This is a genomic window from Pseudomonas sp. FP1154, from assembly GCF_030687245.1.
Classification (GTDB): Bacteria; Pseudomonadota; Gammaproteobacteria; order Pseudomonadales; family Pseudomonadaceae; genus Aquipseudomonas; species Aquipseudomonas rhizophila.
The window spans coordinates 49,944-74,940 of record NZ_CP117465.1 but is presented as its reverse complement, the minus strand read 5'-3'; the positions used below and the strand labels follow the sequence as shown (position 1 = coordinate 74,940).

The 24,997-nt window shown below is 61.3% G+C and carries 21 protein-coding genes and 1 pseudogene; 15 read left to right on the top strand and 7 right to left on the bottom strand.

Annotation, left to right across the window (positions count from 1 at the left end; all coding sequences use genetic code 11):
- The first annotated feature begins 6 nt into the window (after positions 1 to 6).
- Positions 7 to 1,101 carry a DNA-processing protein DprA gene (gene dprA / locus PSH91_RS00345; protein WP_305466992.1) on the top strand — a complete coding sequence of 365 codons (1,095 nt, stop codon included), beginning with the start codon at positions 7 to 9 and terminating at the stop codon, positions 1,099 to 1,101.
- A gap of 60 nt (positions 1,102 to 1,161) precedes the next feature.
- Positions 1,162 to 1,719, top strand: a complete 558-nt coding sequence (locus PSH91_RS00340; RefSeq protein ID WP_047229815.1) for an L-threonylcarbamoyladenylate synthase — start codon at positions 1,162 to 1,164, stop codon at positions 1,717 to 1,719.
- A 147-nt stretch (positions 1,720 to 1,866) separates the two neighbouring features.
- On the opposite strand, the gene PSH91_RS00335 is transcribed toward PSH91_RS00340, so the two are convergent.
- Entirely contained in the window at positions 1,867 to 2,844 is a 978-nt protein-coding gene (locus tag PSH91_RS00335; protein WP_047229814.1) for an NADPH:quinone reductase, read from the bottom strand.
- A 163-nt stretch (positions 2,845 to 3,007) separates the two neighbouring features.
- On the opposite strand from PSH91_RS00335, the gene hemF reads away from it, so the two are divergent.
- On the top strand, positions 3,008 to 3,922 hold the full coding sequence (gene hemF, locus PSH91_RS00330; protein ID WP_305466991.1) for an oxygen-dependent coproporphyrinogen oxidase: 915 nt from the start codon (positions 3,008 to 3,010) through the stop codon (positions 3,920 to 3,922).
- 13 nt (positions 3,923 to 3,935) lie between these two features.
- Positions 3,936 to 4,757 (top strand): shikimate dehydrogenase, encoded by an 822-nt coding sequence (aroE, locus tag PSH91_RS00325; protein ID WP_107323188.1) that lies wholly within the window; start codon positions 3,936 to 3,938, stop codon positions 4,755 to 4,757.
- A gap of 126 nt (positions 4,758 to 4,883) precedes the next feature.
- Here the strand turns inward: aroE and PSH91_RS00320 are convergent, their stop codons facing one another.
- The 3 genes from PSH91_RS00320 to betC all read right to left on the bottom strand — a co-directional run bounded on the left by PSH91_RS00320 (position 4,884) and on the right by betC (position 9,081).
- Entirely contained in the window at positions 4,884 to 6,452 is a 1,569-nt protein-coding gene (locus tag PSH91_RS00320; RefSeq protein WP_305466990.1) for a SulP family inorganic anion transporter, read from the bottom strand.
- A 181-nt stretch (positions 6,453 to 6,633) separates the two neighbouring features.
- Positions 6,634 to 7,551, bottom strand: coding sequence for a choline ABC transporter substrate-binding protein (gene choX, locus PSH91_RS00315; RefSeq protein ID WP_305466989.1), 918 nt, complete (start codon positions 7,549 to 7,551; stop codon positions 6,634 to 6,636).
- A 15-nt stretch (positions 7,552 to 7,566) separates the two neighbouring features.
- A complete protein-coding gene (gene betC / locus PSH91_RS00310; protein ID WP_047229809.1) occupies positions 7,567 to 9,081 on the bottom strand; it encodes a choline-sulfatase in 1,515 nt (504 codons plus the stop codon).
- A 114-nt stretch (positions 9,082 to 9,195) separates the two neighbouring features.
- Here betC and PSH91_RS00305 point away from each other — a divergent pair.
- A pseudogene (locus PSH91_RS00305) lies at positions 9,196 to 10,147 on the top strand (LysR family transcriptional regulator).
- 44 nt (positions 10,148 to 10,191) lie between these two features.
- On the opposite strand, the gene PSH91_RS00300 reads toward PSH91_RS00305, so the two are convergent.
- Positions 10,192 to 10,851, bottom strand: a complete 660-nt coding sequence (locus PSH91_RS00300; RefSeq protein ID WP_047229807.1) for an NAD(P)-dependent oxidoreductase — start codon at positions 10,849 to 10,851, stop codon at positions 10,192 to 10,194.
- An 86-nt stretch (positions 10,852 to 10,937) separates the two neighbouring features.
- Here PSH91_RS00300 and PSH91_RS00295 point away from each other — a divergent pair, with 86 nt between their 5' ends.
- The 10 genes from PSH91_RS00295 to PSH91_RS00250 all read left to right on the top strand — a co-directional run bounded on the left by PSH91_RS00295 (position 10,938) and on the right by PSH91_RS00250 (position 21,955).
- Positions 10,938 to 11,264, top strand: a complete 327-nt coding sequence (locus PSH91_RS00295) for a DOPA 4,5-dioxygenase family protein (protein WP_305466988.1) — start codon at positions 10,938 to 10,940, stop codon at positions 11,262 to 11,264.
- A gap of 324 nt (positions 11,265 to 11,588) precedes the next feature.
- On the top strand, positions 11,589 to 12,896 hold the full coding sequence (locus tag PSH91_RS00290; RefSeq protein ID WP_047229805.1) for a CitMHS family transporter: 1,308 nt from the start codon (positions 11,589 to 11,591) through the stop codon (positions 12,894 to 12,896).
- 75 nt (positions 12,897 to 12,971) lie between these two features.
- Positions 12,972 to 13,739, top strand: a complete 768-nt coding sequence (locus PSH91_RS00285; protein WP_047229804.1) for a TerC family protein — start codon at positions 12,972 to 12,974, stop codon at positions 13,737 to 13,739.
- A gap of 337 nt (positions 13,740 to 14,076) precedes the next feature.
- Positions 14,077 to 15,735, top strand: a complete 1,659-nt coding sequence (locus PSH91_RS00280; protein WP_047229803.1) for a Na/Pi cotransporter family protein — start codon at positions 14,077 to 14,079, stop codon at positions 15,733 to 15,735.
- 172 nt (positions 15,736 to 15,907) lie between these two features.
- On the top strand, positions 15,908 to 17,281 hold the full coding sequence (locus tag PSH91_RS00275) for a pitrilysin family protein (RefSeq protein ID WP_047229802.1): 1,374 nt from the start codon (positions 15,908 to 15,910) through the stop codon (positions 17,279 to 17,281).
- 72 nt (positions 17,282 to 17,353) lie between these two features.
- Positions 17,354 to 18,382 carry a DUF5924 family protein gene (locus tag PSH91_RS00270; RefSeq protein WP_305466987.1) on the top strand — a complete coding sequence of 343 codons (1,029 nt, stop codon included), beginning with the start codon at positions 17,354 to 17,356 and terminating at the stop codon, positions 18,380 to 18,382.
- A 52-nt stretch (positions 18,383 to 18,434) separates the two neighbouring features.
- A complete protein-coding gene (locus PSH91_RS00265; RefSeq protein ID WP_047229800.1) occupies positions 18,435 to 19,583 on the top strand; it encodes an ABC transporter permease in 1,149 nt (382 codons plus the stop codon).
- Entirely contained in the window at positions 19,577 to 20,383 is an 807-nt protein-coding gene (locus tag PSH91_RS00260) for an ABC transporter ATP-binding protein (RefSeq protein ID WP_171061294.1), read from the top strand. The genes PSH91_RS00265 and PSH91_RS00260 overlap by 7 nt, the downstream gene beginning before the upstream one ends.
- Before the next feature lies 1 nt (position 20,384).
- Entirely contained in the window at positions 20,385 to 21,323 is a 939-nt protein-coding gene (locus PSH91_RS00255; protein WP_047229799.1) for an MlaD family protein, read from the top strand.
- Positions 21,320 to 21,955 carry an ABC-type transport auxiliary lipoprotein family protein gene (locus PSH91_RS00250; protein WP_047229798.1) on the top strand — a complete coding sequence of 212 codons (636 nt, stop codon included), beginning with the start codon at positions 21,320 to 21,322 and terminating at the stop codon, positions 21,953 to 21,955. The genes PSH91_RS00255 and PSH91_RS00250 overlap by 4 nt, the downstream gene beginning before the upstream one ends.
- 43 nt (positions 21,956 to 21,998) lie before the next feature.
- Here PSH91_RS00250 and PSH91_RS00245 read toward each other — a convergent pair whose 3' ends face one another.
- Together PSH91_RS00245 and gltP are read right to left on the bottom strand one after the other, a co-directional pair.
- Positions 21,999 to 23,228 (bottom strand): nucleoside recognition domain-containing protein, encoded by a 1,230-nt coding sequence (locus PSH91_RS00245; RefSeq protein WP_305466986.1) that lies wholly within the window; start codon positions 23,226 to 23,228, stop codon positions 21,999 to 22,001.
- A 225-nt stretch (positions 23,229 to 23,453) separates the two neighbouring features.
- The gene (gene gltP, locus PSH91_RS00240) at positions 23,454 to 24,785 is read right to left on the bottom strand and encodes a glutamate/aspartate:proton symporter GltP (protein WP_047229796.1); all 1,332 of its coding nucleotides are present in this window, start codon (positions 24,783 to 24,785) and stop codon (positions 23,454 to 23,456) included.
- Positions 24,786 to 24,997: the final 212 nt, after the last annotated feature.

The window sequence follows — 24,997 nt, the reverse complement described above, 5'->3', positions numbered from 1 at the left end:
TGATCCATGTCATTGCCTGAATCTGCTTCGGTTTCCCCTGCGGAACTGGAGGCCCGTCTGCGCCTGCACCGCTTGCCGGAACTGGGCCCCAAACGTTTCATGACCCTGATGGAGGCCTTTGGCTCGGCCTCCAAAGCCATCAGCGCACCGGCCAGCGCCTGGCGAGCGCTGAGGTTGCCCGCGGCGTGTGCCGAGGCTCGGCGCAACCCGGATGTGCGTGACGGCGCCGCCCATGCATTGGCCTGGCTGGAGGGTTCGGCCCAGCGTTTACTGATGTGGGACCAGCCTGACTACCCCGCGTTGCTGGCGCAGATCAGCGATGCGCCACCGCTGTTGTTCGTCGCCGGCGACCCGACCATTCTGGAAAAACCACAGCTGGCGATGGTCGGCAGCCGCCGGGCATCGCGACCGGGCATGGACACCGCCGCGGCGTTTTCCCGAAGCCTGGCCGGTGCCGGTTTTGTCATCACCAGCGGCCTGGCCCTGGGCATCGACGCAGCGGCACATCAAGCGGCGCTGGATGTGGGCGGGCAAACAATTGGCGTGTTGGGCACCGGGCTGGAAAATTTTTATCCACAGCGCAATCGCCGGCTGGCGGACGCGATGATCGCCCAAGGCAGCGCGGTGCTGTCGGAGTTCCCGCTGGACGCGCCGCCCCACGCCAGCAACTTTCCTCGTCGCAACCGGATCATCAGCGGTCTGTCCCTCGGCGTACTGGTGGTGGAGGCCAGTGTCGCCAGCGGTTCGCTGATCACCGCACGCTTGGCGGCCGAACAAGGCCGCGAGGTGTACGCCATTCCGGGGTCGATCCATCACCCCGGCGCGAAGGGCTGCCATCAGTTGATCCGCGACGGCGCGGCGCTGGTGGAAACCGTCGAGCACATCCTTGAAGCATTGCGGGGCTGGCAGCAGTTGCCGCTGTCCATGGAACCGACGCCCATCACCCATCCGCTGTTGCGCTTGCTCCATGCCGCGCCGCTTGGCAGCGAAGCGCTGGCCGCCGCCAGCGGCTGGAGCTTGCCCAAAGTCCTGGCGGCGCTGACTGAGCTGGAAATGGAGGGACGGGCGGTCTGTGACAACGGGCGCTGGTTTGCGCGCTAGGTTTTATGGGGAAGATCGGTAAACTGCGCACAGCCTTATTTGCGTTGTGGAGAGTCTTTCATGGTCAACAGTTGGCGTGTGCAACAAGCCGCGCGAGAAATTCGCGCCGGGGCGGTGATTGCCTATCCAACCGAAGCGGTCTGGGGCCTGGGCTGCGACCCGTGGAACGAAGACGCGGTGGAGCGCCTGCTGGCGATCAAGTCGCGGCTGCCCGATAAGGGTTTGATCCTGGTGGCTGACAACATCCACCAGTTCGACTTTCTGTTCGAAGATTTCCCTGAAACCTGGATGGATCGAATGGCCAGCACCTGGCCTGGGCCTAATACCTGGCTGGTGCCGCACCAGAATCTGCTGCCGCAATGGATTACCGGTGTGCACGACACGGTTGCGCTGCGGGTCAGCGATCACCCCACCGTGCGCGACTTGTGCTCACTGGTGGGGCCGCTGGTGTCCACCTCGGCCAACCCTCAGGGCCGCCCGGCGGCGCGCACGCGAATTCGCGTCGAGCAATATTTCCGTGGGCAGATCGACCTGGTGCTGGGCGGTAACCTGGGTGGGCGCAAGAACCCCAGCGTGATTCGCGACCTGGCGACCGGCAACGTGGTGCGGCCGGACTGAGCCCGAACACACCTTCTGCATCTTGCACAAAACCAGTGTGGGAGCGAGCTTGCTCGCGATAGCGTCGGATCAGTGGGCATAGATGTTGGCTGATACTCCGCTATCGCGAGCAAGCTCGCTCCCACAGGTTCTTTAGCACCCTCTAAATCAGGGCAAAAGAATCGTCGACCCGGTTGTGCGCCGCGCCGACAACTCGGCCTGGGCCTTGGCCGCTTCGGCCAGTGGATAACGCTGGTTGATATCCACTTTGATCTTGCCGCTGCTGATCATGCCGAACAGCTCATCGGCCATGCGCTGCAGGTTCTCGGCGTTATTGGCGTAAGTGGCCAGGGTCGGACGGGTGACGTACAGCGAGCCTTTGGCCGCGAGTATCCCCAGGTTCACGCCGTCCACCGCACCGGAAGCATTGCCGAAACTCACCAACAGGCCACGGGGCGCTACGCAGTCCAGGGAGGTCAGCCAGGTGTCCTTGCCGACACCGTCATAGACCACCGGGACTTTCTTGCCGTCGGTCAGCTCCAGCACCCGCTGTACGACGTTTTCCTTGCTGTAGTCGATGGTTTCCCAAGCGCCGTGGGATTTGGCGATTGCGGCTTTTTCCGCTGAGCTGACGGTGCCGATCAATCGCACGCCCAGGGCCTTGGCCCACTGGCAGGCCAAAGAGCCCACGCCACCAGCAGCGGCATGGAACAGGATGGTTTCCCCCCCTTTGAGCTCATAGGTCTGACGCAGCAGGTATTGCACGGTCAGGCCCTTGAGCATCACGCCGGCTGCTTGTTCGAAACTGATGGACTCGGGCAAATGCACCAGATTGGCCTCGGGCAACACATGCACGTCGCTGTAGGCCCCCAGCGGACCGCTGCCATAGGCTACCCGGTCACCGACCTTGAACCGCGTGACGTCTGAACCGACGGCCTCGACCACACCCGCCCCCTCGGCCCCCAAGCCCGACGGCAAGGCCGGTGGCGGGTAAAGACCGCTGCGATAATAGGTATCGATGAAGTTCAGGCCGATCGCCTTGTTGCTGACCCGCACCTGCTGCGGGCCCGGTTCGGCAGGCTGGTAGCCCACGTACTCGAGCACTTCGGGGCCGCCGTGGGAACTGAACTGAATACGTTTGGCCATCTTCACTTTCTCCTTGTCGTGGACTTTTTACCAAGCCTGCTATCGGACTCCTAAGCTTGACCTTCGTCAACTGTGGCGTAGGCAAGTGCGGTGGTATCCTGTGCGCCCATTTGCCACCGGCCCGCTGCAAGCCGCGTAGCGTAGCCCTGATCAAGGTGATGTCATGACCACTCGCACCGAGGCCGTGAAAGCCTACCTGCTCGACCTGCAAGACCGCATCTGTGCGGCCCTGGAAACCGAAGACGGCGGCACTCGTTTCGTCGAAGATGCCTGGACCCGCCCCGCCGGTGGTGGCGGTCGCACGCGAGTGATTGAAAACGGTACGGTGATCGAAAAGGGCGGCGTCAACTTTTCCCACGTCTTCGGCAGCGGTCTCCCCCCCTCGGCCAGCGCCCATCGGCCGGAACTGGCCGGGCGCGGCTTCGAAGCGCTGGGCGTGTCATTGGTCATCCATCCCCACAACCCTCATGTGCCTACGTCCCACGCCAATGTGCGTTTTTTCATCGCTGAAAAGGAAGGCGAAGAGCCGGTCTGGTGGTTCGGCGGCGGCTTCGACCTGACACCGTACTACGGCGTGGCAGAAGACTGCGTGCATTGGCACCGCGTTGCCCAACAGGCCTGTGCCCCGTTCGGCCCCGACGTGTATTCGCGCTACAAAGCCTGGTGCGACAGCTATTTCCATATCAAGCATCGCAACGAGCCCCGTGGCATTGGCGGCCTGTTTTTCGACGACCTGAACGAGTGGGATTTCGACACTAGCTTCGCCTTCATGCGCGCCATCGGCGATGCCTACATCGAGGCTTACCTGCCTATCGTGCGCCGCCGCAAGCATGACCCGTTTACCGCCAAACAAAGGGAATTCCAGGAGTTTCGCCGCGGACGCTACGTGGAGTTCAACCTGGTCTACGACCGCGGCACCCTGTTCGGGCTGCAATCGGGCGGGCGTACCGAGTCGATCCTGATGTCCCTGCCGCCGCAAGTGCGCTGGGGCTATGACTGGAAAGCCGAACCGGGCAGCGAAGAGGCGCGGCTGACCGAGTATTTCCTGCAGGATCGCGATTGGCTGGCGACGGCCTGAACGAGGATTATCCATGGACCGCTACGTTGTAATGGGTAACCCGATCGGCCACAGCAAATCGCCGCTGATCCACCGTCTCTTCGCCGAGCAGACCGGGCAAACACTGGACTACAGCACGCTGCTCGCGCCTCTGGACGATTTCGCCGGCTGCGCGCGGGAATTCTTCCGCGAGGGTCGTGGGGCGAATGTCACCGTGCCGTTCAAGGAAGACGCCTTCCGCCTGGCCGACAGCCTGACCGAGCGGGCCCAGCGCGCCGGGGCGGTGAACACCTTGAGCAAGCTGGCCGATGGCCGTCTGTTGGGTGACAACACCGATGGTGCCGGACTGGTGCGAGACCTGACCGTCAACGCAGGTTTAAACCTCAAGGGCAAACGCATCCTGTTACTGGGCGCCGGCGGTGCTGTGCGCGGTGCCTTGGAACCGCTGCTGGCCGAAGCGCCGGCCTCGGTGATCATCGCCAACCGCACGGTGGAAAAAGCCGAGTTGCTGGCCGAGTTGTTCGCGGACCTGGGCCCGGTCTCGGCCAGCGGTTTCGACTGGCTGCAAGAGCCGGTGGACCTGATTATCAACGCCACATCGGCGAGCCTGTCCGGTGATGTACCGCCGATTGCCGCAAGTTTGATCGAGCCCGGCATGACGTTCTGCTACGACATGATGTATGGCAAGGAGCCCACTTCGTTCTGTCGCTGGGCCAGCGAACACGGCGCAGCGGTGGCGATGGATGGCTTGGGTATGCTGGCCGAGCAGGCGGGCGAAGCGTTCTACCTGTGGCGCGGGGTACGCCCGGACACCGCGCCAGTGCTGGCCGAATTGCGGCGCCAGCTCGCACTGTAGGCTACAGACTGTTGTGGCGAGGGGATTTATCCCCGTTGGACTGCGAAGCCGTCCCAAAAAACCAGGGCCGCTGCGCGCCCCAGCGGGGATAAATCCCCTCGCCACAGGGTGCGTCTACCTTAAGCCCTAGTCTTCGAAATGGATCGGACAGTGCTCCGGCCCTTCCAGCTTCTTCAACTCTTCCACCACATGGGGCCTGGCCCTGCGCAACGTCAGGCTGCGCCCTTGGGTGCGCAAGCGCCGGGCTTCCTGGTGCAGCATTTCCACGCCGGAGTAGTCGATGAAGTTGATCTGCTGGGCATCGATCACCACCCGTTGTGCCTGCAACCGTTGCAGACGCACTTGCAGGTAATGGCTGGCACCAAAAAAGATCGAACCGCCAACCCGCAGGATGTCAGCTTCACCCTCACGGGCGTGTTGCACCCGCGGTTGCGAGGTGCGCTTGAGGTAGAAGAACAGCGACGCCAGCACGCCGGCATAGATAGCGGTCTGCAGCTCCAGCAGCAGCGTGGCCAGGCAAGTGAGGCTCATCACCACGAATTCGGCGCGACTCACGCGAAACAACGCCCGGACGCCGCGATAATCCACCAGCCCCCAGGCGATCAACAGGATGCTGCCGGCCATGGCCGGTATCGGAATGTGCGAAATCAGCTTGGCACCGGTTACCGCAAACAAGGCCACCCACAGTGCCGAGAAAACCCCGGCCAGGGGCGAGCAAGCGCCGGCTTCATAACTGAGGCCGGAACGGGTAAAGGAACCCGCTGACAAGGATCCGGAAAAGAACCCTCCCACAATATTGGAAAGCCCCTGCGCCCTGACCTCTTGGTTCGCATCCAGCAATTGCCCCGAGCGTACCGATAACGAGCGAGCAATGGACAGGCTGGTCACCAACCCGAGCATGCCCACCGCAACCGCGCCGGGCAGCAGGCGCAGGATCAGATCCAGGTCCAGCGGCAGCGCAGAGAACGGCGGCAAGCGCCCGGCAAAGGCGCTGACCAGCGCGACATGCCCGAACATCCCTGGCCACAGCCAGACCACCAGGCTGCTGATGACCAAAGTTATCAACAGGCTCGGCCAGCGCGGTAGCAGCCGTTTGAGCACGACGCCCACCACCAGCGTGCCCAAACCGAGAAACAGAGAAGGCTTATCCACAGCCTCGATATGACTGACCAACATCAGCAGCCCTTTCAACGCCGTGGCTTCGTTGGGCAGATCAAGACCCAGCAGGTTGGGCAACTGCCCCAGGGCGATCACCACCGCCGCGCCCAGGGTGAAACCCAGCACCACCGAGTGTGAGACGAAGTTCACCAGCGCGCCGAAACGCAACAACCCCAGCAGCCACTGGAAAACCCCCGCCAGCACCGTCAGCAACAGGATCAAGGTGACGTAGTCCTGGGTGGCCGGCATGGCCAGGGGGCTGACGCTGGCATACAGGACAATGGAAATCGCCGCCGTAGGACCGCAGATCAGGTGCCACGACGAACCCCACAAGCAGGCGATCAGCACCGGCACAATCGCCGCATACAAGCCGTATTCCGGCGGCAGTCCGGCAATCAGGGCGTAGGCAATCGACTGCGGCAACGCGAGAATCGCACCGCTCAAGCCGACGATCAGGTCACGGCCGACACTGCCGCGGGTCTGCCGCGGCAGCCAGCTCAGGAACGGAAAGAGTGAATGGCGGGTGGGCAATGCCATGGGGCCTCAAGGATCGGGTTTGGCGCAAGAGTATCAGGACAAGGCGCCGTTCTCCCTGTGGCGAGGAGATTAATGTGGGAGCAAAGCTTGCTCGCGAAACAGGCAGCTCGGTCTGAAAGATCGAGTCGTCTTCATCGCGGGCAAGCCTTGCTCCCACATAGATTCCCTCGCCACATGATTGTCAGAGCTTGGCCTTCACCGCCGCCAACGCATCCTTGCCATCCAGCGTCTTCACACCATCCAGCCATTTATCCAGCACCGCCGGATTCGCCTTGATCCAGGCCTTGGCCGCATCGGCATTGCTGACTTTGTTGTTCACCACCTCGGCCATGATGCTGTTTTCCATTTCCTGGGTGAAACTCAGGTTGGTCAACAGCTTGCCTACGTTCGGGCAGGCCTGTGCATAACCTTTGCGAGTCAATGTATAGACACTGCCCGTGTCGCCAAAATACTTCTCGCCGCCCTTGAGGTAGTGCATTTTCAGTTGCACGTTCATAGGGTGTGGCGTCCAGCCAAGGAAGGTCACGAACTTCTGTTTCCTCACCGCCCGGGAGACTTCCGCGAGCATGGCCTGCTCGCTCGATTCCACCAGTTTCCACTCGCCCATGCCGAAATCGTTGGTCTTGATGATTTCCTTCAGGGAGAGGTTGGCCGGGGCGCCGGAGCCGATCCCGTATATCTTCTTGTCGAACTTATCGGCGAACTTGTTCAGGTCAGCGAAGTTATGCACACCGGCATCCCACACGTAATCCGGGACCGCCAGGGTGAATTCGGTGCCGTCCAGGTTCTTGGCCAACTGCGTGACATCGCCAGTGGCCACGAACTTGTCGTAGAACCCTTGCTGCGCCGGCATCCAGTTACCCAGAAATACATCAACCTGGCCGTCCTTGAGGCCGCCGAAGGTGATCGGCACCGCGAGGGTGTCGACCTTGGCCTTGTAGCCCATGCCATCGAGCAGAAAACCCGTGATCGCGTTGGTCGCAGCGATGTCACTCCAACCGGGGTCGGCCATCTTTACCGTCTCGCAGCCTTGCTCGGCCCACGCCGAACTGCTAAGCGCCAACAGCCCAGCGGTCAGTACTGTGGATAACTTTTGCATGTGCTTCCCCTTACGTTATTGGTTTTGGCAGGGTTGTGGATAACGGGCCTTGCGTTCCAGATCGTCGAGGTCAATGTGGTTACGCATGTACTGCTGGCTGGCGTCCACCAGCGGCTGGTGATCCCAGCTCTTGAGTTTGCCCAGGGTCAACGCGTGGGCGACGAAACGTCGACGTCGCTGACTGGCGAGCACCTGTTGGTGAATGGTTGGGATATCCCATTTAGCTCGCGCTTCGGCGAGAAAATCCGCGCACAGGGACTGATGCTCAGCCGATTGGCTAAGGTCCTCCAGTTCTTTGGGGTCATTGCGCAGATCGAACAGCAGGCACGGATCATCTTCGCTGTAGATGAATTTCCAGGGTCCACGACGGATCATCATCAACGGGCTGATGGTGCCTTCGGCCATGTATTCACCAAAGACCTCGTCATGACCGCCCTGCCCCTGCAGATGGGGCACCAGCGACCGGCCATCCAGCGGCAGTCCGGGCTCAAGCCGGCCACCGGCCAACTCCACCAGAGTCGGCAGCAAGTCGGCAGTGGACACCGCCGCCCCGACCCGCCCGCTGGCGAACTGGCCCGGTGCGCTGATCAGCAAGGGAACGCGAGCCGCCATCTCGAACCAGTGCATTTTGTACCAGAGGCCTTTTTCACCGAGCATGTCTCCATGATCGCCGGAGAACACGATGATCGTGTCGTCCATCAAGCCGGTGTCTTCCAGGGTTTGCAGTAACTTGCCGACGTTGCTGTCAATGTAGCTGCACGCACCGAAGTACGCGCGGCGCGCATCGCGGATCTTATCCACAGGCAGTGGCTTGTCCCACAGGTCATAGACTTTCAACAGGCGCTGGGAATGCGGGTCCAGCTCTGTTTGCCCCGGGGTTTGCGGCAGCGGGATGTCCTTGTCGTCATACATATCCCAAAAGGTCTTGGGAATGGTGTACGGGTCGTGTGGGTGGGTCATGGACACCGTCAGGCAGAACGGCTGGTCGCCATCCTCGCGGATGTGGTCGAACAGATACTGCTGGGCCTTGAACACCACTTCTTCGTCAAAATCCAACTGGTTGGTGCGCACGCACGGACCAGCCTGCAACACCGAAGACATGTTGTGATACCAGCTTGGCCGCACGTCGGGCTCGTCCCAGTTCACGGCCCAGCCGTAATCGGCCGGGTAAATGTCACTGGTCAGGCGTTCTTCGTAGCCATGCAACTGGTCCGGCCCGCAAAAATGCATCTTGCCGGACAGCGCCGTGCGATAACCCAGACGCCGCAGGTAGTGGGCGTACGTCGGGACGTCCGCAGGAAAATCCGCCGCGTTATCGTAGGCGCCGATCTTGCTGGGCAACTGACCGCTCACCAGGGTAAAGCGCGACGGTGCGCAGAGTGGGCTGTTGCAATACGCGGCGTCGAACACCACGCCCTGCTCGGCCAGGCGCGACAGGTTCGGCAGCTTGATCGGCGAAGGACCGTAGATCGGCAACATTGGCGCGGCCATTTGATCGGCCATGATGAAAAGAATGTTCTTGCGCTTCATGTATTCGCGGCATTCCATAGTAAACAGTTATGCGAAATTGCTGCGATTGAGCATGTAGCCCCCGCCTTTATGGGTAAAGCCCACGCAAGGCAATGACTAGGATAAGCACAGCTTATGTATGAAGCCCTGGGTGACCTGTCCCTTGACCTGTTCCGCGCCTTTGAAGCCGCGGCCCGCCACCGCAGCTTCACGGCAGCGGCGATCGAACTGGGCACCACGCAACCGGCCATCAGCCAGCAGATCAAGCGCCTGGAAGAACAACTGGGTACGCGATTGTTCGATCGCATCTACCGCGGCATCGAGCTGACCGAGGCCGGAACAATCCTGTTCGAGCAGGTGCAGGCCGGTTTGCAGAATATCGACGCAGGATTGAGCGCGATCACCGCCCATGACCAGCATGAGGTGCTGCAAGTGGCCACCGATTTTGCGTTTGCTGCCTATTGGCTGATGCCCCGCTTGCATCGGTTTCACTCCGCCAACCCACAGGTGGACGTCAGCCTGGTGACCAGCGAACGCAACCACAACATGCTGCGCACGGATATCGACGTTGCGGTGCTGTTTGGAGACGGTCGCTTCAAACAAGGCGAAAGTCGCTGGCTTTTCAGCGAAGAAGTCTTTCCCGTGTGCAGCCCGCTGTTGCTCAAGGAACGCTCCCTGCCCTTGTCGGCTCAAGCCTTGTCAGAGTTCCCGCTCCTGCATTTGCGCGGGGGAAAACAGTAGCCACTGGTTTGACTGGAGTGGCGTTTTCCGTGAGCTGGGCATTACCTCGCCCCCGGCGCCCGGGCAGTTGCGGTTCGACAACTACACCTTGCTCATCCAGGCGGCGATTGGCGGTCAGGGCGTTGCCATCGGTTGGCGATACCTTGTGGATAACTTATTGGCCCAAGGGCTGCTGTGCCGTCCGGTCGCTGAAACAGTGTTGTCGCGGTCAGGGTATTACGTGGTCTTGCCCCAGCGTAAACGGCGCGGGGTATTGATCAGGCAGTTTGTGGACTGGTTGATGGAGGAGCAGGCCAACAGCGCCGAATCGCTCACGGGGTTGGCCTTGCCTTCCATTGCGGTGTAACCAGCCCTCCCCTGCGCCAACTCGGGAGACGGCGACCGCACAGGCTAATCGGCGGCGACAAAACTGACATGCTGGCCCACATGCAGGTTCAGGCGCAGCTCATCGGCAATGCCGACGGCCACACGGCCAAGCCGCTCCAGTGATTCGGCCATGCCGGCCTCCAGGCTGGTGCTGACCTGGCTGAAGTGCTCGATGCTCAAACCGGGCGTTGCGTAGGGTGAGTCAATCAGGGTCCATTGCAACGTGCTGTTGTTCAGGGCGTCGAGGACTTCTTCGGCGGCATGGCGCTGCAATACATCGTCTGCCGGCTCCTCGTCGAGCACGGCGAAATCGCCCACCAGAAACAGCCGGGAAATACTCGCCGCCTCCATCCCGGCGATCAGCGCATCCACCGCCAACACCTGCTCCACGGGACCGGGAATGAGCGTGCGCTCCACGTGCTCGCTGTTCATCGGCAACCCTGGAGCGTTCAACAGACACACCACGGCATTGGCGCCGGCCACGCTTTGCTTGACCCGCTGGGGATCGTAGAGGTCGCCGGTCTTGGCCCGCAGGCCGGGGCGCGGCGCCAGGGCCGTAAGGTCGTCGAGAACAGCGATGACTTCGTGCTGGCGCCGCAGCATTTCAGCCATCAACGCACTGCCGAGGCTACTCATGGCACCATAGAGCACCACTTTGGTGACCGGGGTTTCGGCATTTTTCATGGCTGTTTTTCCTTTTTTGTCCCGCATGTAAAGGCTCTGACCCGCGGGAGACAACCTCGGTTCGGCCAGTTTTCGAGGAGAAGCACATGCAGCGGATCAAGGGCTACCACGCCCATGTCTATTTCGACGCCAATACCATCGCCCAGGCGCGGGCACTGTGCGAGGAAGCGTCGCGACTGTTTGGGCTGAAAATGGGCCGCATCCACCAACGCCCAGTCGGGCCGCACCCGGACTGGAGCTGCCAATTGGCGTTCGATCCACAGCACATCGGCGTGGTCTTGCCGTGGCTGGCGCTCAATCGCAAAGGCCTGGTGATATTTCTTCACCCGGACACCGGCGACGACCTGACGGACCACACCGAGCATGCGATCTGGATGGGCGCGGTGCGGCCGTTGGATCTTTCGGTGTTTTGATTTATCGGTGGAGCGCAGATTGTCTGTGGGAGCAAAGCTTGCTCCTACAGGTAAGCCTTGCCCTACAGAAAAACTCCATTACAGCGGCGAAAGGTGGCTGAAAGCTTGCGCGATTAGGATCGCCCCCACTACCGGCAACAGACCGGTGGCCAGAAGCGAGCGGCTAAGGCTCGTTAGGCCCTTTTAACAACAACAATGGTGATTCTGATGTCCGCTGCTACCCGCCCCGCTGAACCCACTCCCTCCGTCCGTCCCGTGCTTTGCATTCTGCGCTGACCTGTTCGGTCTGCCTTTGCCCGTCGCGCCACGCCTGGAGTATTTCCTATGCTGACTTTCCTTGGCTTTGCCATGGTCATCACGTTCATGTTCCTGATCATGACCAAGCGCCTGTCCGCGCTGATTGCCCTGATCATCATCCCGATCCTGTTCGCTCTGTTCGGTGGTTTTGCACCAAAGATCGGTCCGATGATGCTCGAAGGCATCACCAAGCTTGCCCCGACCGGGGTGATGCTGATGTTCGCGATTCTTTATTTTGCCCTGATGATCGACTCCGGCCTGTTCGACCCGGCCGTGCGCAAGATCCTCAAGCTGGTCAAGGGCGACCCGTTGAAAGTTTCGGTCGGCACCGCCGTTCTGGCGCTCGTCGTTTCCCTCGATGGTGACGGCGCGACCACTTATATGATCTGCGTGGCCGCCATGCTGCCGCTCTACAGCCGCATCGGCATGAGCCCACGGATCATGGCCGGCCTGATCATTCTCGCCGGTGGCGTGATGAACATGACCCCCTGGGGCGGCCCGACGGCCCGTGCAGCCAGCGCGCTGCATGTCGATCCGTCCGACATCTTCGTTCCGATGATTCCTGCGATGCTCGCGGGTGTAGCGGCGATCCTGGCGATTTCCTACATGTACGGTAAACGCGAGCGCGCCCGTCTGGGTGAATTGCACCTCGCCGGTGATGACATCGACCACAGCGAAATCAGCGTTTCCCAGTTCCCGGACGCCCGTCGTCCGAAGCTGATCTGGTTCAACGGTGCGTTGACCCTGGGCCTGATGTGCACGCTGATCGCCGGCCTGTTACCGCTGCCGGTGCTGTTCATGGTGGCGTTCAGTATCGCGATGATCGTCAACTACCCTTGCCTGCAACAGCAGAAAGACCGCGTTGCGGCCCATGCCGGCAGCGTATTGGCGGTGGTCGGTTTGATTTTCGCGGCGGGTATCTTCACCGGCATCCTGTCCGGGACCGGCATGGTCGACGCCATGTCCAAGAGCCTGCTGGCGGTGATCCCGGATTTCCTGGGCCCATACCTGGCAGTGATTACCGCGCTGGCGAGCATGCCGTTCACCTTCTTCATGTCGAACGATGCGTTTTATTACGGGGTGTTACCGGTCATGGCCGAAGCCGCCAGCCACTACGGCATCACTGCCGTTGAAATGGCCCGCGCCTCGATCGTTGGCCAGCCCGTTCATTTGCTGAGCCCGCTGGTTCCATCGACTTACCTGCTGGTGGCCCTGGCGGGGATCGAGTTTGGCGATCACCAACGCTTCACCTTGAAGTGGGCAGTATTGGTTTGCCTGTGCATAATGTTTGCCGCCTTGCTGATGGGGATTTTTCCGCTGTTCAGCACTCTATAAAAGCAATGCCCGCTGCGTCGCCCCTTTCGATAATCGAAGGCGCGGCGCGGCCCAACACTCGCTAAAGGAACTCACATGGAATGGCTGACCAACCCGGAAATCTGGGTTGCCTTCTTCACCCTGACCGCCCTGGAAATTGTCCTGGGCATCGATAACATCATCATGATCTCGATCCTGGTCAGCCGCATGCCCAAGCACATGCAGGCACGCACCCGGATCTTCGGTCTGGCCCTGGCCATGATCACGCGGATCCTGTTGCTGCTGTCCATCACCTGGGTCATGCGCCTGACCGCCGACCTGTTCGAAGTGTTCGGCCAGGGCATTTCCGGTCGTGACCTGATCCTGTTCTTCGGTGGCCTGTTCCTGCTGTGGAAAAGCTCCCAGGAGATGTACCACGCGCTGGAAGGCGAAGACGAAACCGGCGAGACGCCTGCGGGCACGGGCGGCAGCTTCATCTACACCATCGTCCAGATCGCGATCATCGACATCGTGTTCTCCCTGGATTCGGTGATCACCGCCGTGGGCATGGTCTCCCATGTACCGGTGATGGTCGCGGCAATCGTCGTGGCGGTGCTGGTGATGATGCTGGCGGCGGGCACCATCAGCGCGTTCATCGACAAGCACCCGTCGCTGAAGATGCTGGCGCTGTCGTTCCTGCTGGTGGTCGGTACCGTGCTGATCGCTGAGTCTCTGGACGTGCACGTGCCAAAAGGCTACGTCTACTTCGCCATGGCCTTCTCCCTGGCGGTCGAAGCGTTCAACATCAAGATGCGCACTGCCATGGCGCGCAAGCGCAAGCAGCAGGATCCGGTAAAACTGCGTAAGGATATGCCAGGCCAGTAAGCGGCACAGGGCAATGAACGAAGGGGCTTTCGAGCCCCTTTTTCATGCCTGCCGGAAAGTAACTGGATGCAAAACCGGTGGGAGCGAGCCTGCTCGCGATGAGGCCACAACATTCAACATCTTCATTGGCTAACAGTCCGCTATCGCGAGCAGGCTCGCTCCCACAGGGTTTCGTGGTGCCTTTGGTCAATGGCTTTTTATGACAGTTTTGTTTCAAACCCGTCTTTAGCTGTGCAATGCTGGCGCTCGAACCGTTGGCCAACTACAGCTTAAGTACAACGAAGAAAAATGTGGCACCGTCAATTGGTCCCTTTGGGACGCTAACAGGGGGCTTCTCATGCTGACCCTGCTGAACTTGCTCTCCGCCGTGGCCCTGCTGATCTGGGGCACGCACATCGTCCGTACCGGCATTCTGCGGGTCTATGGCACGAACCTGCGCCATGTCATTGGCCAAAACATGTCCAAGCGCTGGCTGGCGTTCGTCGCAGGCATCATGGTCACTGCCATGGTCCAGAGCAGCAACGCCACAGCCATGCTCGTCACCTCATTCGTCGGCCAGGGCTTGATGGCACTGACCCCTGCCCTGGCGACCATGCTCGGCGCCGATGTCGGCACGGCGCTGATGGCGCGGGTACTGACCCTGGATCTGTCCTGGTTATCGCCGCTGCTGATTTTCCTCGGGGTGATTTTTTTCCTGTCGCGCAAACAGACCCGCCTGGGGCAAATGGGCCGGGTCGGCATCGGCTTGGGCTTGATCATCCTGGCGCTGCAATTGATTGTCGAAGCCGCCGCGCCCATCACTCAGGCCCAGGGCGTGAAAGTTATCTTTGCCTCGCTGACCGGCGACATCCTGCTCGATGCGCTGGTGGGTGCGCTGTTCGCGATGATCTCCTATTCCAGCCTCGCCGCCGTGCTGTTGACCGCGACACTGGCCGGCGCAGCGGTGATCAGTCTGCCGGTGGCCATCGGCCTGGTGATCGGCGCCAACATCGGCAGCGGCGTGCTGGCCTTTCTCAGCACCAGCATGCAGAACGCCGCCGGCCGCCAGGTGGCGCTGGGCAGCCTGCTGTACAAGTTGATCGGCCTGTTGTTGATCATTCCAGTGCTCGATCCGTTGGTGGGCTGGTTGGACGGCCTGGATTTCAGCCACCAGGAAACGGTGATCGGTTTTCACCTGCTCTACAACACCGTGCGCTGCCTGGTGCTGCTGCCCAGCGTCGGGCCGATGGCCAGGCTGTGTGCCTGGCTGCTGCCGGAGCGTCCTGACACCAACGGCACGGCCAAGCCCCGCCACCTGGACCTCACCGCCCTCGCCACGCCGAGCCTGGCCCTGGCGAATGCTGCCCGGGAAACCCTGCGCATCGGTGATCTGATCGAAACCATGCTCGAAGCCATGCTCGACGTACTGCGCGGCGGGCAGACCGCAGTCACCCAACAAGTACGGAGCATGGGCGATGACGTCGAGGCGCTGTGCAGCGCCATCAAGCTGTATATGGCCCAAATGCCCCGTGAGGACCTCAGTGAACAGGACAGCCGCCGCTGGGCGGAAATCATTGAGCTGGCGATCAACCTGAAGCTGGCCAGCGACCTCATCGAACGCATGTTGCGCAAGGTCCAGCAACAGAAAACCGCGCAACGTCGGTCCTTTTCCGAGGTTGGCCTGGAAGAGTTGGCGACGCTGCACAGCCAGTTGATCGCCAATCTGCGGCTGGGATTGTCGGTGTTCCTCAGTGCCGATCCCGAGAGCGCCCGTCAGCTGTTGCGTGAGAAACGTCGCTTTCGAGCGCAGGAAAGACGACTGGCCCACGCACACGTCAGCCGTCTACAGCGAAAAATCGTACAAAGCATCGAGACCAGTTCCCTGCACCTAGAACTGATCGCCGACATGAAACGCCTCAACTCGCTGTTCTGCGGCAGCGCCTACGTGGTGCTGGGGACTTCCGAGACCGGTGCGCTCGCGGTTGATGAAATTTCCGACGTCACCCATTCGCCTTGAACGACTGGCGCATTGCTCAGTCAGTAAGATTGGCCTGGGCTTAAACCGTTCGCACGCAAGCCGGCCCCACGTCGCCATGGAAATCCATTGGGTTCGAGGTGGTGCGCGAAGTTGCCTGCGATGACGGCCTGCCCGGCACATGGACCTCCAATCAGCCGCCAGGAAGCTCGCTATGCGTTGTCTGTTGCTCGCCGTTCTGTTGCTCGGTTCACTGCCGTCGGTCGCGCTGGATCGATTCCAGGTCGAGGGGTATGTGCTGCCCAACGGAATGCAACTGCTGCTCAAGCCGGGCAGCGAGCGCGGGCATGTGGCGATCCGGCTGGTGGTGGGCGTGGGACTGGACGACTTCAACTGCGCCGACAAGGAACTGCCCCACCTGCTTGAGCATTTGCTGTTCAGCGGTGTCGATGACGGCGGCGAAGGCGGGCTGGAAGAGCGTATGCAGGCGCTGGGCGGCGAGTGGAATGCCTTCACGAGCAACGCCGACACCACGTTCGTCATCGAGGCACCGGCGCGCAATCAACGCAAGGTCCTGGACCTGTTGATCGCCCTGCTGACTCGTACCCGCATCGACGACAACGCCCTGCAGGCGGCCAAACGTGTGGTGGAACGCGAGGATGGCGGCCACTACACCCATCTGCAACGCTGGCTCGATCATCAGGACCTGGGCCACAAGGCGGGCAATCAATTGGCAGTGGAATTGGGTCTGCGCTGTGCCGAACGCGCCGAAGTCGGGCACCTCACCCTTGCCAGGATCGAGCAGGCACGCAAGGCCTGGTATGCACCGAACAACATGACGCTGATCGTGGTCGGCGACCTGGACCGGTTGCTACCGGCCTATCTGGAGCGGACCTTCGGCGAACTGGAGCCGGTCGAGCCCAGCGCTCACGCAGCGTTACCGCAGATCCGCTACAGCGCGGTCACCAAGCGCAACCTGATGCGCGGCCTGGTGGGCAATAGCGCCAAGCTTCATTGGCTGTTTCCGGAGCCGGTGCTGGAACAGCAACACGACGAAACCTTCGACCTGCTCAAGGACTATCTGGACTGGGCGCTCTATCGCCAGCTGCGCCTGGCCCGCAGCCTGTCCTACGGGCCGTGGGTGGAGCGAGAGGTGTTTGGCGGCGTTGGCTTCTTCAGCCTGAACGCGGACCTGGCCCGTGATGACCTGCCCCAGGCCGAGCAGGCGCTGGAGCAAATGCGCACCACGTTGCTCAAGGATGGCCTCGACCCGGAGAGTTTCGTGCGCATCAAACGCGCCGCCATCGCCCATCAGTCGTGGGCGGTTCAAGGCAACAGCGCACTGGCCGATTACTATTGGGGTGCCCTTGGCGATTACGACGACGGCCGCTTCACCAATCCGGCCGTGCGCCTTCAGGCGGTGAGCCTGGAACAGGCCAACCAGGCCCTGCGTGAACTGCTCAAGGACCCGGGCTACCTGCGCATCGAGAAACCCATGCTCGGCGACGATGAGCTGGTTTGGGGCGTGGCCGGGCTGCTGGGGTTGCTGTTGGTCCTGGTCGGGTGGAGATTGCGTCGCAGGGCTTAGAGCGCTCGTCACATCGATGTCCTGGCGATACTCTGTCAGGGATATTTCCTACGACTCACTGTGAACTGCCGAATGCCGAACCTGACTCACTACATCCAGCGCCTTCTCGAATTGATGAAGCGCTATCCAGGGGTCATCGCACTCGGTGGCTTCATCTCTGGAGTCGGCAGTTTCATGCTGGTGGACCGCCAGCAGGGTCTTGCGACCTGGATCACCATCATCATGCTGGTGAGCTGGCTCTGGCTGATGCTGGAGAACAGCCTGACCCGGCTTTTTACCCGCATATTCAAACGGGAAATCCCCCAGCCGCTGCTGCGTTACGCCACGCAGATGATTCACCAGGAAAGCCTGTTTTTCGTCTTGCCGTTCTTTTTCATCACCACCACCTGGAACAGCAGCCAAGTGGTTTTCACCGGCCTACTGGCGGCCTCGGCACTGGTCTCGATCATTGATCCGCTGTACTACAAATGGCTGGCGCCCCGGCGCTGGGCGTTCCTGGCGCTGCACACCCTGACGCTGTTTGCCGCCCTGCTCACCGCACTGCCGATCATCCTGCACCTGACCACCGACCAGAGCTTCAAGCTGGCGCTGGGCACTGCCATGCTGTTGTCGTTCCCCAGCCTGGCTTCGATCTTTCCGATCCGCACCGTGCGCAACGCCCTGGCGATTCTGTGCATCACGGTGGGGATCGGCGCGGCCGGGTGGGTGCTGCGCTCCTGGGTGCCGCCGGCAACCTTGTGGATGACCGAGGTGGCAATCAGCACCCAACTGGAGGACCGCACGCCGGGCGCCAGCCTGAAGGAAGTCACCGCTGACCAGATACGCGGCAACGGTCTGTATGCCTACACCGCTATCAATGCGCCGCGAGGGCTCGATGAGCGGATTTATCACGTCTGGCAATTCAACGGCAAAGAGGTGGACCGTATCGCCCTGGACATTCATGGCGGGCGCAAGGAAGGCTATCGCGCCTGGACCCACAAGCAGAACTTCCCGGAAGACCCCACCGGTAAATGGCAGGTGCGGGTGCTGACGGAAAATGGCCAGGTGATTGGTGTATTGCGCTTCAAGGTCAGCGCTGCGCTCGAGCCTGGGACAAAATAATGCCGGGCGTGCTATTAGGTAACACTTTTCGAGCCGAACGAGCATGGCGCTTATGACCCCTGGCACTCTGGCTGGCAGTGCCCGACTGGATCGCTCTCACTCCCCGGCGCAGCTATGGATCAGCGGGGACTGGACACTGGCTCACTACACGCAGCTCAAGCGTTTGAGCGACTCGCTGCGCGGCCAGTACGACGACAACACCCTGATCGACCTCAATGGCTTGGGTGCCCTCGACACCGCCGGCGCCTCGTTGCTGGTGGAACTGCTGGGCGCCGAGCGGCTGGGCAAGACCGCCGAGCACCGCGACTGCACGTTGTCGTCCGCCGATCGGGCGCTGTTGCAGACGGTCTATTGCTCGCTGACCGACTTCTGCGTGCCGGTCAAAGAGCCGACGGTGAGTGTCGTGACCCAGTTGTTGACACGCATCGGTCGAGCCGTGGACAAGGTCTGGCAAGATACCCTGCAATTACTGGGCTTTGTCGGCTTGATCCTAGAAACGCTGGCCCGGGGCCTGTTTCGCCCGAAACGCTGGCGCATTACCCCGATGGTTGTTCACATCGAACAGACGGGGCTGGACGCGGCCCCTATCGTCGCCCTGCTGACTTTTCTGGTGGGCGCGGTGGTGGCGTTTCTCGGGGCGACGGTGCTGGCCGATTTCGGCGCCAGTATTTTTACCGTGGACCTGGTGGCGTTCTCGTTTCTGCGCGAATTCGGCGTGTTGCTGACTGCGATTCTTATGGCAGGTCGCACCGCCAGCGCCTTCACCGCCCAGATCGGCTCGATGAAGGCCAACGAAGAAATCGACGCGATTCGTACCCTGGGCCTCGATCCCATCGAGTTGCTGGTGGTGCCGCGAGTGCTGGCCCTGTTGGTGGCGTTGCCGATGCTGACCTTTGTGGCCATGCTCTCGGGCATTGTCGGCGGCGGTGTGGTGTGTGCCCTGTCGCTGGATATTTCTCCGGCGATGTTCCTGACGCTGTTGCAGTCGGACATCGGCGTCCAGCATTTCGTGGTGGGAATGGTCAAGGCGCCGATCTTTGCCTTCCTGATTGCCGCGGTGGGATGCCTGGAAGGCTTCAAAGTCAGCGGCAGCGCCGAGTCTGTCGGGGCTCACACCACCTCGAGCGTGGTGCAGTCGATTTTTGTGGTGATCGTGCTCGATGCGGTAGCCGCGCTGTTTTTCATGGAGATGCAATGGTGAGTCGACCTTCCAGGCCGCCCACCGAGGCGGTGATACAGGTACGTGGCTTGTGCAATCGCTTTGGCCTGCAGAGCGTGCACGAAAACCTCGACCTGGACGTATACAAGGGCGAGATCCTCGCGGTGGTCGGCGGCTCCGGCAGTGGCAAATCGGTGCTGTTGCGCAGCATTGTCGGCTTGAACCGGCCCAGTGAAGGGGCCGTGCGAGTATTCGGCCAGGATCTGCCGAGCCTGCCCCAGCAACAGCGTTCGCAAGTGGAACGACGCTTTGGGGTGCTGTTTCAGAAAGGCGCGCTGTTTTCTTCGCTGACTGTGACAGAGAATGTCGCCCTGCCCCTGATCGAACACGCCGGGCTCAGCCGGGCCGATGCCGAACATCTGGCGGCGGTGAAACTGGCGTTGGCCGGGCTGCCGCTATCGGCGGCGGACAAATACCCCGCCTCGCTGTCCGGCGGCATGATCAAGCGTGCAGCCTTGGCCCGGGCGCTAGCCCTGGACCCGGACATTCTGTTTCTCGACGAACCCACCGCCGGCCTCGACCCCATCGGCGCGGCAGCGTTCGACCAATTGATCCTGACGCTTCGCGACGCCTTGGGCTTGAGCGTATTTCTGGTCACCCATGACCTGGACACCCTCTACACCATCACCGACCGGGTGGCGGTGCTGGCCCAGAAAAAAGTGCTGGTGGCCGATGTCATCGACAAAGTGTCGGAAACCGACGATGCCTGGATCCATGAATACTTCCACGGCCCTCGCGGCCGCGCGGCCTTGACGGCCGCTACACAATTGAACGAGGTCTGACATGGAAACCCGAGCCCATCATGTATTGATCGGCCTGTTCACCGTGATCGTGGTGGTCGGCGCCCTGCTGTTTGGGTTGTGGCTGGCCAAGTCCAGCGTGGACAGCGAATTCAAGGATTACGAAGTGGTGTTCAACGAAGCGGTCAGCGGCTTGTCCAGAGGCAGCTCGGTGGAGTACAGCGGCATCAAGGTCGGAGACGTGGTCAATCTGCGCCTGGACCCGAACGACCCGCGCCGGGTACTGGCGCGGGTACGCTTGAGTGCTGAAACACCGGTCAAGCAGGACACCCAGGCCAAACTGGCACTGACCGGCATCACCGGCACCTCGATTATCCAACTCAGTGGCGGCACCCCCAACAGCCCGCCACTGACCGGGCACGATGGCGAGCCGCCAGTGATCATCGCAGCGCCCTCGCCCATCGCCCGCCTGCTGAACAACAGCGATGACCTGATGACCAGCATCAACCTGCTGCTGCATAACGCCAACGCGGTGTTTTCCTCGGACAATGTCCAGCGGTTGGGCAAGACCCTTGAACACTTGGAGCAAACCACCGGGGTCATCGCCGATCAACGCGGCGATATTCGCCAGGCCATGCAGCAACTGGCATCTGTCGGCAAACAGGCCAGCGCCACCCTGGAGCAGACTACGGCATTGATGCGCAGCGCCAACGGTCTGCTCAACGATCAGGGCAAAGAGGTCATGAGCAGCGCAGACCAGGCCATGCAATCGCTGGCCCGCAGCACCGCAACCCTCGACAAACTGCTCAACGACAATCGCGACGCGCTGAACAATGGCATGCAGGGGCTCAATGCCCTGTCGCCGGCGGTGCGGGAACTGCGCGACACCCTGAGCGCGCTGCGGGGTATTTCCCGGCGCCTGGATGCCAACCCCAGCGGCTATTTGCTGGGCAATGACAAGAACAAGGAATTCACGCCATGAAGCCGTTTGCTCGGTTCGTCCGCCCTATCCTCTTGCTGGCAGGATGTGTCCTGGTGGGCGGTTGCTCGATTCTGCCCCAGGCCGAGCCCGCGGACGTCTATCGCTTACCCGCGACTCAGGCGCCCGCAGCCCCGGGCACGCCCGTGAAGTGGTCGTTGCGCCTGGCCAGCCCGCAGGCCAGCGAAGTGCTCAACAGCCCTAAAATCGCGGTCATTCCCCACGGCAATCTGTTGAGCAGCTACGCAGCCTCACGCTGGAGCGACCCGGCACCGGTGTTGCTGCGCAATCGCTTGCTCGATGGCTTCGCACAGGATGGACGTGTCGGGCTATTGAGTGTCGCCGACAGCAACTTGCAAACGGATTTGGAGTTGGGTGGCCAATTGCAGGCCTTCCAGACCGAATATCACGGCGCGGGGGCCAGCGTGGTGATTCGCCTGGACGCATTGCTGGTGCGGGGATTTGACCAACGCATCCTTGCCAGTCATCGTTTTGAAGTCCGCCAGCCCTTGAGCGACGTGCAAGTGCCGGCAGTGGTGCAAGGTTTCGGCCAGGCCAGCGATCGACTGACCGCCGAGGTTGTGAACTGGACGGTAGAACAAGGCCAGCGCTTGGCGATACCCGCACGCCCCTAAAGGCCCGTGACTGCAATCCGGGCCTGTGGCAAGGGGATATGGTTCAGCCAAAGAACCAGTAGCAAACCCCGATCGCCGCCACGACGCCGCTGAACTCGGCCAGCAGCGCGCAGCCCACCGCATGCCGCGCCCGCTGGATACCCACGGCACCGAAATACACCGCCAGCACATAGAAGGTGGTTTCGGTGCTGCCCTGAATGGTCGCGGCCACCAGCGCGGGGAAGCTGTCCACGCCGGAAGTCTGCATGGTTTCGATCAGCATCGCCCGCGCGGCGCTGCCGGAGAATGGCTTGACCATGGCAGTCGGCAAGGCGTCGACGAAACGGGTGTCCCAGCCGGCCCACTGCACCAGGTGCCGGATGCCGTCCAGGCCGAAGTCCAGCGCGCCCGAGGCCCGCAGCACGCCGACGGCGCATAACATGGCCACCAGGTATGGCAGCAACGTCTTGGCGACGTCAAAGCCCTCTTTGGCACCTTCAATGAAGGCTTCATAAACCTTGACGTTGCGCAGCGCGCCCACCACCAGAAACATCATGATCAAGCCGAACAGCGTCAGGTTGCCGAGAATCGAAGACAGCCCGGCCAGCGCCGTGGCTGAGAGCGTCGCCAGCAGCGCCATGAAACCGCCCAGTACCAACGCACCCGGAATCAGATAAGCCAGCACTACCGGGTCCCACAGGCGCAGGCGCTGCATGAACGCCACTGACAGCAGCCCCGCCAGGGTTGAGGCGCTGGTGGCGAGCAGGATCGGCAGGAATACCAGGGTCGGGTCCGGCGCCCCTTGCTGGGCGCGATACATGAAAATGGTCACCGGCAACAGCGTCAGCGATGAGGCGTTGAGCACCAGGAACAGGATTTGTGCATTGCTGGCGATGGTCGGGCTGGGGTTCAAGTCCTGCAGGGCTCGCATGGCCTTCAGGCCGATCGGGGTCGCCGCGTTATCCAGCCCCAGGCCGTTTGCCGCAAAGTTGAGGGTAATCAGGCCAATCGCCGGATGACCCGCCGGCACCTCCGGCATCAGCCGCAAAAACAATGGCCCGAGCGCCTTGGCCAGCCAGTCGACAATACCGGCCTTTTCGGCGATCCGCAGAAACCCCAGCCACAGGGTCAAGGTGCCGAACAGCAGGACCATCACCTCCACCGACAGCTTGGCCATGGCGAAAATGCTTTCCACCATGGCGGCGAAGATCCCGGCGTTACCGCCGATCAGCCACTGCGCCAGCGCCGATACGGCTGCCACGATAAAGAAGCCAAGCCACAGGCCATTAAGCATCGGTTAAGTCCCCCGGAAGATGCCGCGAATGATAGCGGGGCTGGCAGAAACGACAAACCCCGGATTTCTCCGGGGTTTGTTTGGCATTGCGCAGGGGCTACAAAAATCCTATGGCAGATCCTGTGGAGCCGAGCTTGCTCGCGATGGGGCCGGATCAGTCAGCATTGATGTTGGCTGACACACCGCAATCGCGAGCAAGCTCGGCTCCCACAGGGGTCATGCGCCTCAACGGCTGGCAGTTTCTCCCGCCGGCATCGGCTCTTTGCTGCGCCAGTGGGGCAGGGAATTCCAGTAGCGCTGGCCCTTGGCATCGTCGTACATGCCTTCCCAGCGGGAAATGACCAGCACGGCCAGGGCATTGCCGATCACGTTCAGCGCGGTGCGGGCCATGTCCATGATGCGGTCGACACCGGCAATGAACGCCAGACCTTCCAGCGGAATACCGACACTGCCGAGGGTCGCCAACAGCACCACGAAAGAGACACCCGGTACGCCGGCGATGCCTTTGGAGGTCACCATCAAGGTCAGCACCAACAGCAACTGCTGGCTGATGGACAGATCGATGCCGTACAACTGAGCGATGAAAATCGCCGCGATGCTCTGGTAAAGGGTCGAACCGTCGAGGTTGAACGAATAACCGGTCGGCACCACGAAGCTGCAAATCGCCTTGGGTGCACCGTAGGCTTCCATCTTCTCGATCACGCGTGGCAACACGGTTTCGGAGCTGGCGGTGGAGTAGGCCAGCACCAGCTCATCCTTGAAGATGCGCATCAGTTTGACCACGGAGAAGCCGAACAGACGTGCAATCAACCCCAGCACCACGAAGGCGAAGAACGCGATGGCGACGTAAACCAGGATCACCAGCTTCGCCAATGGCAACAGCGAAGCGAAGCCGAAGTTGGCAACCGTCACCGCGATCAGGGCGAACACGCCGATCGGGGCGTATTGCATGATCATGTGGGTGACCTTGAACATGCTTTCCGAGACGCCCTGGAACATTTTCACCAGGGGGTCGCGCAGGTCCGATTGCAGGCTGGACAGACCCAGGCCAAACAATACGGAGAAGAAAATGATCGGCAGCATCTCGCCACGCGCCACCGCCGCGAAGATGTTCGACGGGATCAGATTGAGAATGGTCTGGATGAACGCATGTTCATGCTGAACCTCGGCGGCCGTGGCCTGGTACTTGGAAATATCCACCGTACCCAAGGTGCTCATGTCGATGCCGCTGCCCGGCTGGAAGAAATTGGCCAACAGCAAACCGACGACGATGGCGACAGTGGTGACGATTTCGAAGTAGAGGATGGTCTTGAGACCGATACGCCCGAGTTTCTTGGCGTCACCGACCCCGGCAATACCGACGATCAGCGAAGAAATCACGATCGGGATCACGATCATCTTGATCAGACGGATAAAGATATCGCCTGCCGGTTGCAGCACGTTGCTGATCCACCAGGCCTTCTCGGTACTGAAATGGTTGAGCAGCGCGCCAATTGCAATCCCGAGCACCAGACCGATGAGGATCTGCCAGGCGAGGCTTAGTCTTGCCTTCTTCATATCTTTACCCTTACTTCAGTTGGACTCGGGCAACTGGCCACAAACCGAACCACCCGATGGCGATACGAATGCGTGCCGCTGCCCCCATATAAGGTCACCCCGAGTACGCGCCAAAGGCGCACTGGCAGGCGAAAAAAGGCGCAACTATTGCGATGCAAAGGAGGGGCGTCTAATGCCGTAAACGCCTACCCTATGCCGAATCGGCATGATGT

What these genes read in the sequence shown, in the direction of transcription:
- PSH91_RS00245 (WP_305466986.1), bottom strand. Translation starts at nt 23,228, where the DNA reads ATGCTTAATGGCCTGTGGCTTGGCTTCTTTATCGTGGCAGCCGTATCG.
- PSH91_RS00255 (WP_047229799.1), top strand. Translation starts at nt 20,385, where the DNA reads ATGGAAACCCGAGCCCATCATGTATTGATCGGCCTGTTCACCGTGATC.
- PSH91_RS00295 (WP_305466988.1), top strand. Translation starts at nt 10,938, where the DNA reads ATGCAGCGGATCAAGGGCTACCACGCCCATGTCTATTTCGACGCCAAT.
- PSH91_RS00285 (WP_047229804.1), top strand. Translation starts at nt 12,972, where the DNA reads ATGGAATGGCTGACCAACCCGGAAATCTGGGTTGCCTTCTTCACCCTG.
- PSH91_RS00275 (WP_047229802.1), top strand. Translation starts at nt 15,908, where the DNA reads ATGCGTTGTCTGTTGCTCGCCGTTCTGTTGCTCGGTTCACTGCCGTCG.
- gltP (WP_047229796.1), bottom strand. Translation starts at nt 24,785, where the DNA reads ATGAAGAAGGCAAGACTAAGCCTCGCCTGGCAGATCCTCATCGGTCTG.
- dprA (WP_305466992.1), top strand. Translation starts at nt 7, where the DNA reads ATGTCATTGCCTGAATCTGCTTCGGTTTCCCCTGCGGAACTGGAGGCC.
- betC (WP_047229809.1), bottom strand. Translation starts at nt 9,081, where the DNA reads ATGAAGCGCAAGAACATTCTTTTCATCATGGCCGATCAAATGGCCGCG.
- PSH91_RS00290 (WP_047229805.1), top strand. Translation starts at nt 11,589, where the DNA reads ATGCTGACTTTCCTTGGCTTTGCCATGGTCATCACGTTCATGTTCCTG.
- PSH91_RS00280 (WP_047229803.1), top strand. Translation starts at nt 14,077, where the DNA reads ATGCTGACCCTGCTGAACTTGCTCTCCGCCGTGGCCCTGCTGATCTGG.
- PSH91_RS00265 (WP_047229800.1), top strand. Translation starts at nt 18,435, where the DNA reads ATGACCCCTGGCACTCTGGCTGGCAGTGCCCGACTGGATCGCTCTCAC.
- PSH91_RS00340 (WP_047229815.1), top strand. Translation starts at nt 1,162, where the DNA reads ATGGTCAACAGTTGGCGTGTGCAACAAGCCGCGCGAGAAATTCGCGCC.
- PSH91_RS00300 (WP_047229807.1), bottom strand. Translation starts at nt 10,851, where the DNA reads ATGAAAAATGCCGAAACCCCGGTCACCAAAGTGGTGCTCTATGGTGCC.
- PSH91_RS00270 (WP_305466987.1), top strand. Translation starts at nt 17,354, where the DNA reads ATGCCGAACCTGACTCACTACATCCAGCGCCTTCTCGAATTGATGAAG.
- choX (WP_305466989.1), bottom strand. Translation starts at nt 7,551, where the DNA reads ATGCAAAAGTTATCCACAGTACTGACCGCTGGGCTGTTGGCGCTTAGC.
- aroE (WP_107323188.1), top strand. Translation starts at nt 3,936, where the DNA reads ATGGACCGCTACGTTGTAATGGGTAACCCGATCGGCCACAGCAAATCG.
- PSH91_RS00260 (WP_171061294.1), top strand. Translation starts at nt 19,577, where the DNA reads ATGGTGAGTCGACCTTCCAGGCCGCCCACCGAGGCGGTGATACAGGTA.
- PSH91_RS00250 (WP_047229798.1), top strand. Translation starts at nt 21,320, where the DNA reads ATGAAGCCGTTTGCTCGGTTCGTCCGCCCTATCCTCTTGCTGGCAGGA.
- PSH91_RS00335 (WP_047229814.1), bottom strand. Translation starts at nt 2,844, where the DNA reads ATGGCCAAACGTATTCAGTTCAGTTCCCACGGCGGCCCCGAAGTGCTC.
- hemF (WP_305466991.1), top strand. Translation starts at nt 3,008, where the DNA reads ATGACCACTCGCACCGAGGCCGTGAAAGCCTACCTGCTCGACCTGCAA.
- PSH91_RS00320 (WP_305466990.1), bottom strand. Translation starts at nt 6,452, where the DNA reads ATGGCATTGCCCACCCGCCATTCACTCTTTCCGTTCCTGAGCTGGCTG.